The 12,793-nt window shown below is 72.3% G+C and carries 13 protein-coding genes; 4 read left to right on the forward strand and 9 right to left on the reverse strand.

Going from position 1 to position 12,793, the window contains the following annotated elements; all coding sequences use genetic code 11:
- Positions 1-42 precede the first annotated feature (42 nt).
- The gene (locus ACF088_RS02745; RefSeq protein WP_392373553.1) at positions 43-792 is read right to left on the reverse strand and encodes a TIGR00730 family Rossman fold protein; all 750 of its coding nucleotides are present in this window, start codon (positions 790-792) and stop codon (positions 43-45) included.
- 158 nt (positions 793-950) lie between these two features.
- Entirely contained in the window at positions 951-2,042 is a 1,092-nt protein-coding gene (gene dapE, locus ACF088_RS02750) for a succinyl-diaminopimelate desuccinylase (protein WP_392373554.1), read from the reverse strand.
- A gap of 40 nt (positions 2,043-2,082) precedes the next feature.
- Between dapE and ACF088_RS02755 the strand changes: the two genes are divergently transcribed.
- Together ACF088_RS02755 and ACF088_RS02760 are read left to right on the forward strand one after the other, a co-directional pair.
- Positions 2,083-3,009: a heavy metal transporter gene (locus ACF088_RS02755; protein ID WP_392373555.1), complete on the forward strand. Its 927-nt coding sequence runs from the start codon at positions 2,083-2,085 to the stop codon at positions 3,007-3,009.
- Positions 3,010-3,310: 301 nt separating this feature from the next.
- A complete protein-coding gene (locus tag ACF088_RS02760) occupies positions 3,311-3,769 on the forward strand; it encodes an ATP-binding protein (RefSeq protein ID WP_392373556.1) in 459 nt (152 codons plus the stop codon).
- A gap of 77 nt (positions 3,770-3,846) precedes the next feature.
- Here the strand turns inward: ACF088_RS02760 and dapC are convergent, their stop codons facing one another.
- Together dapC and fdxA are read right to left on the reverse strand one after the other, a co-directional pair.
- Positions 3,847-4,980, reverse strand: a complete 1,134-nt coding sequence (dapC, locus tag ACF088_RS02765) for a succinyldiaminopimelate transaminase (RefSeq protein WP_392373557.1) — start codon at positions 4,978-4,980, stop codon at positions 3,847-3,849.
- Positions 4,981-5,162: 182 nt separating this feature from the next.
- A complete protein-coding gene (fdxA, locus tag ACF088_RS02770; protein WP_016642910.1) occupies positions 5,163-5,483 on the reverse strand; it encodes a ferredoxin in 321 nt (106 codons plus the stop codon).
- Between the two features lie 140 nt (positions 5,484-5,623).
- Here fdxA and ACF088_RS02775 point away from each other — a divergent pair, with 140 nt between their 5' ends.
- On the forward strand, positions 5,624-6,739 hold the full coding sequence (locus ACF088_RS02775; RefSeq protein WP_392373558.1) for a GNAT family N-acetyltransferase: 1,116 nt from the start codon (positions 5,624-5,626) through the stop codon (positions 6,737-6,739).
- Positions 6,740-6,756: 17 nt separating this feature from the next.
- Positions 6,757-7,641, forward strand: coding sequence for a tetratricopeptide repeat protein (locus ACF088_RS02780; RefSeq protein WP_392373559.1), 885 nt, complete (start codon positions 6,757-6,759; stop codon positions 7,639-7,641).
- Here the strand turns inward: ACF088_RS02780 and ACF088_RS02785 are convergent.
- The 5 genes from ACF088_RS02785 to ACF088_RS02805 all read right to left on the reverse strand — a co-directional run bounded on the left by ACF088_RS02785 (position 7,608) and on the right by ACF088_RS02805 (position 12,665).
- On the reverse strand, positions 7,608-8,735 hold the full coding sequence (locus ACF088_RS02785; RefSeq protein ID WP_392373560.1) for a PP2C family protein-serine/threonine phosphatase: 1,128 nt from the start codon (positions 8,733-8,735) through the stop codon (positions 7,608-7,610). The genes ACF088_RS02780 and ACF088_RS02785 overlap by 34 nt on opposite strands.
- A gap of 184 nt (positions 8,736-8,919) precedes the next feature.
- Positions 8,920-9,525 (reverse strand): response regulator, encoded by a 606-nt coding sequence (locus tag ACF088_RS02790; protein WP_392373561.1) that lies wholly within the window; start codon positions 9,523-9,525, stop codon positions 8,920-8,922.
- 179 nt (positions 9,526-9,704) lie between these two features.
- A complete protein-coding gene (locus tag ACF088_RS02795) occupies positions 9,705-10,949 on the reverse strand; it encodes a sensor histidine kinase (RefSeq protein WP_392373562.1) in 1,245 nt (414 codons plus the stop codon).
- A gap of 10 nt (positions 10,950-10,959) precedes the next feature.
- A complete protein-coding gene (locus tag ACF088_RS02800; protein WP_392373563.1) occupies positions 10,960-11,697 on the reverse strand; it encodes an ABC transporter permease in 738 nt (245 codons plus the stop codon).
- The gene (locus ACF088_RS02805; RefSeq protein WP_392373564.1) at positions 11,694-12,665 is read right to left on the reverse strand and encodes an ABC transporter ATP-binding protein; all 972 of its coding nucleotides are present in this window, start codon (positions 12,663-12,665) and stop codon (positions 11,694-11,696) included. The genes ACF088_RS02800 and ACF088_RS02805 overlap by 4 nt, the downstream gene beginning before the upstream one ends.
- Between the last annotated feature and the right edge of the window lie 128 nt (positions 12,666-12,793).

Here is a 12,793-nt window from a genome sequence, read left to right on the forward strand (position 1 = left end):
GTCTGGACCGTCTGGACCGACCTGGATCGACCTGGATCCGTCCTAGATCCCGACCTCCTTGGTCACCAGCGCGATCGCCTCGTCCACGTCGTCGCTGAGGTGGAAGAGCTCCAGATCGTGCATCGACGCCTTGCCCTCGGCGATGAGGGTGTCGCGCAGCCAGTCGACCAGTCCGCTCCAGTAGGACGTGCCGAACAGCACGATCGGGAAGCGGGTGACCTTACGGGTCTGGACGAGGGTGAGCGCCTCGAAGAGTTCGTCGAGGGTGCCGAGCCCGCCGGGGAGCACCACGAACCCGCGGGCGTACTTCACAAAACACGTCTTGCGGACGAAGAAGTAGCGGAAGTCGACGCCGAGGTTCACATACTCGTTCATGCCCTGCTCGAAGGGCAGCTCGATGCCCAGCCCGACGGAGGTGCCACCGGCCTCGTTGGCGCCCTTGTTGGCGGCCTCCATGGCACCGGGGCCACCGCCGGTGATCACTGCGAAACCGGCGTCGACCAGGGCCCGGCCGATCCGCACTCCGGCGTCGTACTCCTTGGAGTCACGCGGCGTACGGGCCGAGCCGAAGACGCTGACGGCCGGGCCCAGCTCGGCCAGCGCACCGAAGCCCTCGACGAACTCCGACTGGATGCGCATCACGCGCCAGGGATCGGTGTGCACCCACTCGGAGGGGCCTTCGGAATCCAGCAGACGCTGGTCCGTGGTGCCGGTCCGCACCTGGTCCTGGCGGCGCAGTACGGGACCCAGCCGCTGCTCCTCGGGGACCGGTGCTCCCTCGGGACTGGCCATGTCGTGCTCCCTCCGCTGGCAGATCGTTTGCCGTTTCAGCGTAGATCCGCGGACGTGAAGCGCAGGGGAATTCGGTGCGGAGGCGTGCAGTCGGGCCGACGCCGGGCCGGCGCAGGGCCGACACCGGGCCGGCGCAGGGCGGTCGGGCGGTCGGGCGATCAGGCGGTCAGCCAGGCGCGCAGCCGCTCCTCGCAGTGGAGGATGCGGTCGACCTCCACCCGTTCGTCCTTCTTGTGCGCCAGCAGCGAGTAGCCGGGGCCGTAGTTGACGGCCGGGACGCCCAGAGCGCTGAAGCGCGAGACATCGGTCCAGCCGAACTTGGGCATCGCACTGCCGCCGACGGACTCCATGAAGGCCTTGGCCGCCGGGTGGGACAGTCCGGGCAGCGCGCCCGGGGAGTGGTCGTCGACGACGAACTCGTCCACCGGGCAGTCGGCGAAGACCTCGCGTACATGGGCCAGCGCCTCGTCGGGGGTGCGGTCCGGTGCGTAGCGGAAGTTCACGGTGACCGTGCAGGCGTCCGGGATGACGTTGTTGGCGACGCCGCCCTCGATGCGTACGGCGTTGAGGCCTTCGCGGTATTCGAGGCCGTCGATGACCGGGCGGCGCGGTGCGTAGGCGGCGAGCTTCGCCAGGATCGGGGCGGCGGCGTGGATCGCGTTGGCGCCCATCCAGCTGCGGGCGGAGTGCGCGCGCTCGCCGGTGGTGCGCAGCAGCACCCGCAAGGTGCCCTGGCAGCCGCCCTCCACCTGACCGTCGGAGGGCTCCAGGAGGACGGCGAAGTCACCGGCGAGCCAGTCGGGATGCGCGTCGGCGACATGTCCGAGCCCGTTGAGGTGCGCCGCGACCTCTTCCTGGTCGTAGAAGACGAAGGTCAGGTCGCGGTTGGGCGCCGGGACCGTGGCGGCCATCCGCAGCTGGACGGCGACGCCGGACTTCATATCGCAGGTACCACAGCCCCACAGGACGCCGTCCTCGTCCAGCCGGGAGGGGACGTTGCCGGCGATCGGCACGGTGTCGAGGTGCCCGGCGAGCACCACCCGCTCGTCGCGGCCCAGGTGGGTGCGGGCCACGACGTTGTTGCCGTGGCGGTCGACGGTGAGGTGCCCGAGCCCGCGCAGGGCGTGCTCGACGGCGTCGGCGAGGTCCTTCTCGTTGCCGCTCTCGGAAGGGAAGTCGACGAGCTGCGCGGTGAGCGCGGCGGCGTCGAGCGAGAGGTCGAGGGCGGGGTGGTCTGTGCGGCGCTCCATGGATCCGACCCTATCGGCAGCACTCCAGTACGGTGGGCCCGTGTCAGCCCAGCCCACGGTCCCCGTCCGCCGCACCCGCCTGTGGCGTATCGGCGCTGCCGTCTCCGTACTGATCGGACTGGCCGTCTACCTCCTGGTGCAGTACGTCACCGGTGGCCCGGGAGCGCCGCGCTGCACGGTGCGCGGCTCGGGCGACGCCGAGGCCTACGAGCTGTCCCCCGAGCAGGCCGCGAACGCCGCGACGATCGCGGCCGTGGCGTCCTCGCGCGGGCTGCCGGAGCGGGCGGTGACCATCGCGCTGGCGACCGCGATGCAGGAGTCGGGGCTGCGCAACATCGACTTCGGTGACCGGGATTCGGTCGGGCTCTTCCAGCAGCGGCCGTCGCAGGACTGGGGCACCGTGCAGAAGATCATGGATCCGGTCTACTCGGCCGGGGAGTTCTACCGGCATCTGGCGAACGTGCCCGGCTACTCCCGGCTGCCGCTGACCGTCGCCGCACAGAAGGTGCAGCACAGCGGCTATCCGCAGGCCTACGCCAAACACGAGGCGAACGCCGCGCAGTTGACCGGGGCGCTCACCGGCCGCGACCAGGGTGCGATGACCTGCACCGAGAGCCGCCCGGTGGACAGCCGGGCGGGCGGCGCCGCGAAGGTGCGGGAGAAGCTGCTGCGGGAGTTCGGGCCCCAGGTGCTGCCGCGGACGGGCGCCGGCGGCCGCACCGCGGGCGACGGGCGCGGGGTGACGATACCGGTGCGGGCGGCCGGTGCGATGGCCGTGGGCGATACCCCGCGGCGCGGCTGGGAGCTGGCGACGTGGGCGATGGCGCACTCCGCCGAGCTGCACATCGAACAGATCTCTTACGCCGGCCGGACGTGGGCCGCGGCCGATTCCGGGAAGGGCTGGCAGCGGAAGCCGGCCGCTTCCGAGGCGGCCGCGCGCGACGTTCGTATCATCACCGAGCAATAGTTTGCCGGGTCCCCCGAAAGGGGCACAGGCGCCAATTCACTTGAGGGGCAAGGGAGTTGGCCGACCGGGTGCGCGCACTCCGTCAATTCCCGTGCACGCAAAGGGCTGTGACGTTTCCGCAGCCCATCGGGTCATGCGCATATTGCCCTTCTTTATCCAGGCCCGATTATGTGACGCGTTACCAACTCTTTACCGGAGTTCACCGCAACCTTCGGGGTTCTGACGCGGTAGTCAGTGCGTCCGCCAGGCGGATATGGCACATCTGTCAGAAGTACGAGTCCTTCTCCGTAAAAGGAGCACCATGTCCCTCCCCGTTACGCGTCGGATCGCCCGAGCCGCCCTGCTCGTTGCAGCGGGTGCCGCTCCCGTGGTCGTTGCGGCCGGCTCCGCGAGCGCCGCGGATCTGCCCGCCAAGACACTCGGCGGGCTGACGGCGCCCCTGGACTCCCAGAACACCAGCCGGACCCTGGACCACACCGCGCGCCACGGCGTCGGCCTGGTGAACGAGGCCGGCAGCAAGACGGCGACGAAGCTCGCCCCGGCGCTCGTGGAGACCGCCGGCCCGGTCGTGAAGAAGGCCATGCCGCTCACCGAGGGCGCCGCCGACAAGGCGGAGGGCATGGTCCGCCCGATCGCCAAGCACGGCGTTTCGACCAACACGCTGCCGCTTGAGGTGGCCAAGGGCCTGGTCGGGTCGTCCAAGGGCCTGCTCGCGCCGGCTCAGGGCCTGCTCGGCGGCCTTCCGCTCGGCGGCCGCTGACCGGCCGTCCGCCCACAGACGCGCAGGGGCCCGGGGAGTTCGCTCTCCCCGGGCCCCTGCGCGTGGTCAGCTGCGGCTCACTGCGCCAGCCGGCGCACCGCGGCGGCCACCCGCTCGTCGGTGGCGGTGAAGGCGATCCGTACGAACCGCTCCCCCGCCGTGCCGTAGAAGTCGCCGGGGGCGACGAGGATGCCGCGCTTGGCGAGGTCGCCGACGGTGTCCCAGCAGGGCTCGTCGCGGGTCGCCCAGAGGTAGAGCGAGGCCTCGCTGTGCTCGATGCGGAAGCCCGCGGCCTCGAAGGCGCCGCGCAGTGCGGCGCGGCGGCGGGCGTAGCGCTCGCGCTGCTCGGCGACGTGGGCGGTGTCGCCCAGCGCCGCGACGGTGGCGGCCTGCACGGGCGCCGCGATCATCATGCCGCCGTGCTTACGGATCTGCAGCAGGTCGCCGAGGACCGCGGCGTCGCCGATGAGGAAGGCGGAGCGGTAGCCGGCGAGGTTGGAGCGCTTGGAGAGGGAGTGGACGGCGACGAGGCCGTCGTGGGAGCCGCCGCAGATGTCCGGGTGCAGCACGGAGACCGGGTCGGCCTCCCAGCCCAGCTCCAGGTAGCACTCGTCGCTGACGACCAGCACCTCGTGCTCGCGCGCCCAGGCGACGGCGCGGCGCAGTTCGTCGGCGCCGAGCACCCGGCCGGTCGGGTTGGACGGCGAGTTCAGCCAGAGCAGCTTCACACCGCTGGGGTCCAGCTCCCAGGGCTCGTCGTAGACGACCGGCTCGGCGCCGGCCAGACGGGCGCCGACCTCGTACGTCGGGTAGGCCAGGCGCGGGTAGGCGACCTTGTCCCCGGCGCCCAGGCCCAGCTGGGTCGGCAGCCAGGCGACCAGCTCCTTGGAGCCGACGACGGGCAGCACGTTGGTGTGCTCCAGGCCGCGGGCTCCGAGGCGGTCGGCCGCCCAGCCGGTGAGCGCGTCACGCAGCGCGGCCGTCCCCCACACCGTCGGATAGCCGGGGCTGTCGGCCGCCGCGGTCAGTGCCTGCTGGACCAGCGCGGGGACCGGGTCGACCGGGGTGCCGACGGACAGGTCGACGATGCCGTCGGTGTGTGCGGCGGCGGTGGCCTTGTACGGTTCCAGCCGGTCCCAGGGGAAGTCCGGAAGACGGTCGCGGAGCGACGCGCGGGGGGAGACGGGCTGGGAGGACGATGCTGCGCCCACGGTGCTCTCTTTCTCAGTGGTGCCGGAACCCGGCGCACAACGCGCCGGTCCCGTACGGCGGGCTGGCCGTACGGGACCGGGCGGCGCCGTGCGACCTCTCCCGGCTCACACCGGGAGGCGCCCCCGACGACATCGGAGGCGAGAGGGAGCGGGCGGGCTGCTCCCCCTTGGGCCTCGCGTCGTTACTGGTTCTGCGGCGGAAGCGCCGCAATGAAGGAGTGGTCGCGCTCGATCAGGCCGAGCTTGCTGGCGCCACCGGGCGAGCCGAGCTCGTCGAAGAACTCCACATTCGCCTTGTAGTAGTCCTTCCACTCCTCCGGGGTGTCGTCCTCGTAGAAGATCGCCTCGACCGGGCAGACCGGCTCACAGGCGCCGCAGTCGACGCATTCGTCCGGGTGGATGTACAAGGACCGGGAGCCCTCGTAGATGCAGTCGACCGGGCACTCCTCGATGCACGCCTTGTCCTTGACGTCGACACAAGGCTGCGCGATGACGTAGGTCACGCTGTCGTTCCTCCTCGGTAGGGCCGGCGGACCGATTGGCAGTACCGCCGCTGGGCGCGCGGGAGCGCGGCGTCGTCGATGCCCGCCATCTAGTATCTCCGTTCCCGGGCGCGAGACGAACAAGAGGGGCGGTTTGAGCGATGGAATTCCTGGCCGGCGGCCACGCGGAAGTCCGTATCACCCGTGCTGACGTGGGCAAAAGGGTATCCGTCCGGCGCTTGACCGGGGGCGGAGCAGGGGAGCCGACGTTCACGGACGCGGTCGGGGTTCTCACATCCTGGGATGAAGGTGTGCTGAGCATCACACGACGCAATGGTGAGTGCGTCAGGGTCGAGGAGTCCTCGCTGGTGGCGGCCAAGGTGGTGCCCGACCGTCGCCCGGCCGCCACGCCGCAAGGGGCGCCGCACCCCTCCTCGGGGGCGCCGGCCCGCCGCAGGGGGCCGTCGGCCACCGCCCTGGAGCTCCAGCGGATCGCTGCCCGCGGCTGGCCCGCGCTGGAGGTGGAGCAGCTCGGGGAATGGACGCTGCGGGCCTCCGGGGGCTTCACCCGCCGCGCCAATTCCGTATTGCCGCTCGGCGACCCGGGCGTTCCCTTGGACACGGCGCTGGAGCGGATCGGCCAGTGGTATGACGCGCGCGGGCTGCCGGCGGTGATCGTGGTCGCCACCGGGCGGGCCGGGACCGACGCGGAGCTGGCCGCGGCGCTGGCGGAGCGCGGTTGGGCCGACGAGCGGCACACCCGGGTCCGGATCGCGGCGCTGGCACCGCTCGCCGACATCGACACGGACACCACGGACACTGCCCCTGGCTCCGCCGGGGGTGCCGCCACCCGCGTCGCCCTGTCCCGGGAACCGGACGCGGACTGGCTGGCGCTGTACAACCGGACCGGTGAGGGCGGCCCCGGCGGCCAGGCGTCCGAAAACGCCCTGCAGGTGCTGACCGGCGGGCCCTCGGTGTGGTTCGCGACGGTGCACGACGCGGACGGCACGACGGCGGCGATCGGGCGGCTGGTCGTCGACGGGCGCTGGGCGGGCTTCGCGGCGGTCGAGGTGGCGCCGGCCGCACGGCGCCGGGGGCTGGCCACACGGGTGATGGCGGCGCTCGCCGAGCAGGCCCTCACGGAGGGCGCCTCGGCGGCGTATCTGCAGGTCGAGGCGGACAACACGGGCGCTCTCGCGTTCTACGACCGGCTCGGCTTCACCGACCACCACGGCTACCACTACCGGCGTGCCCTGCCGGGCGGCGGCCGGCACTGAACGGGGAGCCCGCTGCCATGCCCCACGAACCCGAGCCCGGACCCGAGCCGGAGCCCGAGCGCGAGCCGGACGGCGGCCGCGCCGCGCGGCGGCGGCAGTTCGCCGACGCCGCGCGCGCGGAGCGGCCCGATCTGGCGGTGCTGTGCCTGCTGATCGGCGCCGAGGCCGATCCCGCGCTGGACGAGGCAGGTCTCGACGCGGCCCAGATCGAGCTGGACCGGCTGGCCGGGCTCCTCCCTTACTCCCCGGCCGGCGGCCCCGGTGCCTGGGCCCGCAACCTCGCCGAGCTGCTCGGCACCCGCTGCGGCTTCGGCGGCTCACCCGCCGACTACCGGCGGCTGGAGTCCTCGCTGCTGCACGAGGTGCTGCGGCGGCGCCGGGGCCTGCCGATCCTGCTGTCGGTGGTGTGGTTGGAGGTGGCGCGGCGGGCCGGCGCACCCGTCTACGGGGTGGCCCTGCCGGGTCACTTCGTCGTCGGCTTCGGCGATCCGGCCGGCGCACACGTCCTGGCCGATCCGTTTGCGGGCGGGCGGCTGCTCACCGAGGAGGATGCGGGGCTGCTGGTCGCCGGCGCCACCGGTGAGCCGCTGAGCGAGCGGATGATGACGCCCGCCGATCCGCTGGAGATCGTGCTGCGGGTGCTCAACAACATCCGGGCCTGGGCACAGGCGCGCCCGGAGCACAGCGCGGTGCAGCTGTGGGCGCTGGAGCTGTCGCTGCTGCTGCCGAGCCATCCGGCGCGGCTGCGCCTCGAACGCGCCCAGTTGCTCGTCCAGCGCGGGGAGTTCCTTGCCGGGGCGGCCGAGCTGGAGGAGTACGCCCGGGTGGTGGAGGCCGTCGAGCCGGCCGGTGCGAGGGCGGTACGGCGTCAGGCCGCCGCGGCGCGCGCCATGCTCAACTGAGTGGCGGCGGGGCTGCGGCGGACGACCAGCGCGGTCGCATCGTCCTTGAGCTCGCCGTGGGTGAAGCTCTCCAGGTCGGCGCGGAGGGTACGGGCCAGCTCGGCGGGCTCCAGGTCCGTCCACCCGGCCAGCCGTTCGGCCAGCGGGTAGAACGCGCCGTCCTTGCCGCGTGCCTCGGTCACCCCGTCCGTGCACAGCACCAGCCAGTCGTCGGGCTCGGGGTGGACCCGGACGCTGTGCCGGGGCTCGCCGCTGAGCGTGCCCAGGCCGAGGGGCAGCCCGCCCTCGCCCTCCCGGCGTTCGTAGACCTTGCCGCCGCGCACCAGGTAGTACGGGATGTGGCCGCAGGACAGCACCCGCCCCTGCGGCAGGCCGACCGGGTCGCGCACCTCCATCAGCAGCGCCGTGACAAAGCGCTCGTCGGTGCCCTGCTCGGCCGAGCGGGTGTTGTAGCGGGCCAGTGCCTGCTCCATGCGCTCGGCCACCTCCTCCAGCGAGTCCACATGCTGGGCGGCCTCCCGGAACGACGCCAGCACCTCCAGCCCCGCCCCGATCGCCGGCATGCCCTTGCCCTGCACATCGCCGATCATCAGCCGCAGTCCGTGCGGGGTCTCGATGGCCTCGTAGATGTCGCCGCCGACCCGGGCCCCCTCCTGGGCGGAGACATAGAAGCCGTACGCCTCGACCGCGCCCGCGCTGAGCGGCAGCTCGCGCAGCATCGCCCGCTGCACCGTGTCGGCCACCATGCGGGTCCGGGCGTGCAGCGCCTCACGCTGCAGGCGGGTGCGGCACAGCACCAGGGAGAAGACGGCCACCAGGACCACGCCGAAGATGCTGACGACCCGGCTGGCCGGAGCCCAGTCGGGCACCGTGAAGAGGTCGACGAGGGTCAGACACACCACGAAGACGGCGGCCACCAGGAGCGTCACCCGGAACGAACAGCGCAGCGCGGCGTACAGCGGGGCAATGCCCAAGAAGGCCGAGATGTGCAGCTCAGGGCTGGTCGTGGCGTCCAGGACCGCGACGACGAAGATCGCAAGGATGAGCAGCGCGGGAGCAAGGCGGTTGCTCTCCGTCTGTCGGTCGGCAGACATAACACTTCAAGAGTGCGGGACACCGCGCGGCAGCGCACCGGGGCCGAGGTCCCCGGCGGCTCGCGCGACGGGGCGGGGCGGGGCGCGACGGGGCGGGGCGGGGCCGGGGGTTTCGGCCCGGGGTCCCGGATGCAGAGATCCCAGACCTGGGGATCCCGGACCCGGAGGTCCCGGACCCGGGGTCCTACAGCCAACCCTTGTCGCGGGCTGTCCGGACCGCTTCTGCGCGGTTGCGGGCGCCGGTCTTCTGGATGGCCGTGGAGAGGTAGTTGCGGACCGTGCCCTGGGACAGCTGCAGGGCGTCGGCGATCTCGGCGTTGGTGGAGCCGTCGGCGGCGGTCCGCAGCACCTCCCGCTCGCGCTCGGTCAGCGGGCTGGCGCCGTCGGCGAGCGCGGCCGCCGCCAGCACCGGATCGATGACGCGCTCGCCGCGCAGTACGCGCCGTACCGCCTCCGCGAGCCGGGCCGCCGGGGCGTCCTTGACCAGAAAGGCATCGGCGCCGCATTCCATCGCGCGGCGCAGATAGCCGGGGCGGCCGAACGTGGTGAGGATGACGACCTTCACGCCGGGCAGTTCGTCACGCAGCGCCGCCGCGGCGTCCAGTCCGCTGATGCCGGGCATCTCGATGTCCAGGAGCGCGACGTCCACGGCGTGCGCGCGCGCCGCCGGGAGCACCTCGTCCCCGCGCGCCGCCTGGGCCACGACCTCCAGATCGGCCTCCAGCGACAGCAGCGCGGCCAGCGCCTCCCGGACCATCGACTGGTCCTCCGCCAGCAGCAGTCTGATCATGCGGGTCAGCTTAAGCCGTATGGGGGGAGGGGTGGGCCTGTTGGCCCATGGGCCGGTGCGCCCCCTGTGTCCATGGGCCCGTGCCTCCATGGGCCCGTGCCTCCATGGGCCCGTGCGGCCCGTGCGGCCCGTGCGGCCCGTGCGGCCGCGGAGCCGTGCCCGCCGACCGGGCCGCGTGCCTACGCAGGGTCGGTCACGGGCTCGGGGGATAGCTCCGGGGCGGGGGCCGCGGCACCCACCGGGGCCGCGCCCAGGGGCACGTAGGCCCGGAGGGCGAAGCCGCGGCCGCGCGGGGCGGGGCCGGTTTCCAGGCGGCCTGCTGCCAGGGCGAGGCGTTCACGCAGGCCGCTGAGGCCATTGCCGTCGTACTGGGTGCGGGGCGGGCCGGCGCCGTCGTCGAGCACCGTCAGGCACAGAGAGCGGCGCTCGTCCTCCTCCCACTCCTCGGTGAGCAGCAGTTCGCAGCGGTGGGCGCCGCTGTGCCGTACGACGTTGGTCACGGCCTCCCGCAGCGCCCAGGCCAGCGCGCTCTCCTCATCGGCCGCGAGCCCGCGGTATTCGCCCTCCAGGGCGGGGTCGGCGGTGACCCCCACTCCTGCCGTGCGCAGTGCGGCCCGCGCCCCGGCCAGCTCGACGGCGAGCCGGGGCCTGCGATAGCCGGTGACCGCCTCCCGCACATCGACCAGCGCCTGCCTGCTGACCTGCTCGATGTCGGCGATCTGCTGGGCGGCGTCGGACGGCCGGTCGGGCAGCATCCGTCCGGCCAGCTCGCTCTTGAGCGTGATCAGCGAGAGGGAGTGGCCGAGGAGGTCGTGCAGATCGCGGGCGAGCCGCAGCCGCTCGTCGTTGGCGGCGAGGCGGGCGACCTCCTGACGGGCGGCACGCAGCTCCGTGGTCGTACGGATCAGATGCTGCACCCCGACCATCATGAAGCCGCTGCCCAGCGCGGGCAGGCCGTAGGCGAAGAGGTAGTAGCCGCGGATCTCCGGATAGCGCACCCCGACGGCGACCAGCACCGCGGTCACCAGCAGGATGGCCCAGCGGGACTCCCGCCAGGGCAGCACCACGGCGCAGGCCACGCTGGTGAAGATGAACAGCACCAGCCAGGAGAAGTCCAGCGTCCACGAGAGCGCGGTGGCCAGCGCCAGCATCATGGCCGGCGCGCCGTACCGCAGCGGGACGGTCAGCTTCCGCCACATGTGCCGGAAGAACAGCACCAAGTAGGAGAGCACGAAGAGTGTGAGCCCCAGTCCGCCCCAGATCCGCTCGGCGGTGGGGACACCGGGCTGCAGCAGCTGGCCCACCGGCCCGGCCAGGTACAGCAGCCAGATGCCGACCCACATCGTCTTGCCGACCGCCTGGCGGCGGTTGCGGGGTGCCTGCCCGATCCTCATGGGGCCGCCGCCCCAGGGCTCGCTCTTCATCTCCAGTGCCTCACGCCTTCCGGGTGTCCTTGCGGTAGAGCCAGGCCGCGCCACCGGCGAAGACCAGCAGATACCCGGCCAGTATGGCCATGTCCTTCACATGCGGTGCCTCACCGGCCTCCACCGCGGTGCCGAGGGCGGTGTACGCATGCGTCGGCACCCATGCTGCGATGTCCTGCACCCATTGCGGCAGGATCGTCAGCGGCATCCACAGGCCGCCGAGGAAGGCCAGGCCGAAGTAGAACAGCATGGCGATCGGACGGACGGAGTCACCGGTGGCCAGATAGCCGATGGCGACGCCCAAGGCGGCGAAGACGAAGCTGCCGAGCCAGGTGCCGGCGGCGATGGAGATCCACTGCCAGGCTTCGAGGCGTACCCCCTTGACCGTCGCGGCGACGATCATGACCAGCAGGATCGACGGCAGGCTGACGGTCGCGGCGGCGGCAATCTTGGCGGCGACATAACCGCGTCCGGGCAGGGCCGTCAGCCTCAGCTGCCGCACCCAGCCCTTCTCCCGCTCCTTGGCGATGCGCTCGCTGTTCCCGAGCAGCACGGCGGTCATGGCACCGAATGCTGCCATGGACACCATGAGATAGAGCCCCATGTCCAGCTTCATCCCGGCGATCGGCTTGCTGTCCGCGCCGCCGGCGATGATCAGGTACAGCGCCGGCGGGTAGATCACCGAGAAGAACATGAACTTCTTGTTGCGCAGTGCGCGGATGATCTCCAGCTTGATCAGAGTGGTCATCGGGCCGCCTCCTCGGCGGTGGCGGGGGTCGCGTCGGAAGCGGTGGTCAGAGCGATGAAGGCCTGTTCCAGGCCGAGGCCGGAGACTTCGAGGTGGTGCGGGTAGAGGCCGAGGCCGTAGAGGGCGTGGACGGTGGCGTCGGCGTCGCGGGACTGGATGCGGACCGTGCGTCCGGAGACCTCCAGGGCGGCCAGGTGCGGCAGGCCCTGCAGCGCCTCGCGGTCGACCGGCTCGTCGAGCTCGAAGCTGACCCTGCGGGCGCCCGCCCTGGCCTTGATCTCGGCGGCGGTGCCGTCGGCCAGCACCCGGCCGCGGTGCAGCACGATCACCCGGTCGGCGATCTCGTCGGCCTCTTCGAGGTAGTGCGTCGCGAAGAGGACCGTACGGCCCTGCTCGGCCTGCCGGCGCATCGCGCCCCAGAAGGCCTGCCGGGCGGAGACGTCCATACCGGTGGTCGGCTCGTCCAGCACGATCAGGTCATTGGCGCCGGCCGTGGCGAGGGCGAAGCGCACCCGCTGCGCCTGGCCGCCGGAGAGCTTGTCGACGAGGCGGTCGGCGATGTCGGTGATACCGGCAGCCGCCATGATCTGATCGAGCGGATAGCCGTGCGGGTGCAGGTCGCGGGCGAGTGTGACCAGCTCCTTGACCTTGACGCCGTCCATCAGGCCGCCGCTCTGCAGCATCGCGCCGACCTTGCCCTGCGCGATGGCGCGCTGCGGGGTCGTGCCGAAGAGGGTCACACTGCCGGAGTCGGGGCTGCGCAGGCCGAGGAGCAGGTCGAGGGTCGAGGACTTGCCCGCGCCGTTCGGGCCGAGGAGTGCGACGGTCTCTCCCGGGGACAGCTCCAGATCCAGGTCGGCCACCGCGCGCACCGCGCCGTAACTCTTGTTGACCTGCCGGAAGCTGACCACGGATGCCCGGTCCGCCCCCTGCGCGGTGGTGGGTGTGGTGGTCGCTGTGGTCGTCATGTCCTTCAGCTTCCGGGATCCGTCCCGCGCGCGGCAGTGCCGACTGTATGCACTGTGGCATGACATCTGTCATGGGTGAGGCCCCCTAGGGGTCTTCTCCGGGTGCTCCGGGAAAACGCCCTGCGGGG

It is taken from the genome of Streptomyces sp. NPDC015125 (assembly GCF_043080045.1).
Taxonomy (GTDB): domain Bacteria; phylum Actinomycetota; class Actinomycetes; order Streptomycetales; family Streptomycetaceae; genus Streptomyces.

Bases quoted from the DNA above. Each gene is read 5' to 3' on its own strand.
- ACF088_RS02800 (WP_392373563.1), bottom strand. From the start codon at position 11,697: ATGACCACTCTGATCAAGCTGGAGATCATCCGCGCACTGCGCAACAAG.
- ACF088_RS02775 (WP_392373558.1), top strand. From the start codon at position 5,624: ATGGAATTCCTGGCCGGCGGCCACGCGGAAGTCCGTATCACCCGTGCT.
- ACF088_RS02780 (WP_392373559.1), top strand. From the start codon at position 6,757: ATGCCCCACGAACCCGAGCCCGGACCCGAGCCGGAGCCCGAGCGCGAG.
- ACF088_RS02745 (WP_392373553.1), bottom strand. From the start codon at position 792: ATGGCCAGTCCCGAGGGAGCACCGGTCCCCGAGGAGCAGCGGCTGGGT.
- ACF088_RS02795 (WP_392373562.1), bottom strand. From the start codon at position 10,949: ATGAAGAGCGAGCCCTGGGGCGGCGGCCCCATGAGGATCGGGCAGGCA.
- dapE (WP_392373554.1), bottom strand. From the start codon at position 2,042: ATGGAGCGCCGCACAGACCACCCCGCCCTCGACCTCTCGCTCGACGCC.
- ACF088_RS02805 (WP_392373564.1), bottom strand. From the start codon at position 12,665: ATGACGACCACAGCGACCACCACACCCACCACCGCGCAGGGGGCGGAC.
- ACF088_RS02785 (WP_392373560.1), bottom strand. From the start codon at position 8,735: ATGTCTGCCGACCGACAGACGGAGAGCAACCGCCTTGCTCCCGCGCTG.
- ACF088_RS02760 (WP_392373556.1), top strand. From the start codon at position 3,311: ATGTCCCTCCCCGTTACGCGTCGGATCGCCCGAGCCGCCCTGCTCGTT.
- ACF088_RS02790 (WP_392373561.1), bottom strand. From the start codon at position 9,525: ATGATCAGACTGCTGCTGGCGGAGGACCAGTCGATGGTCCGGGAGGCG.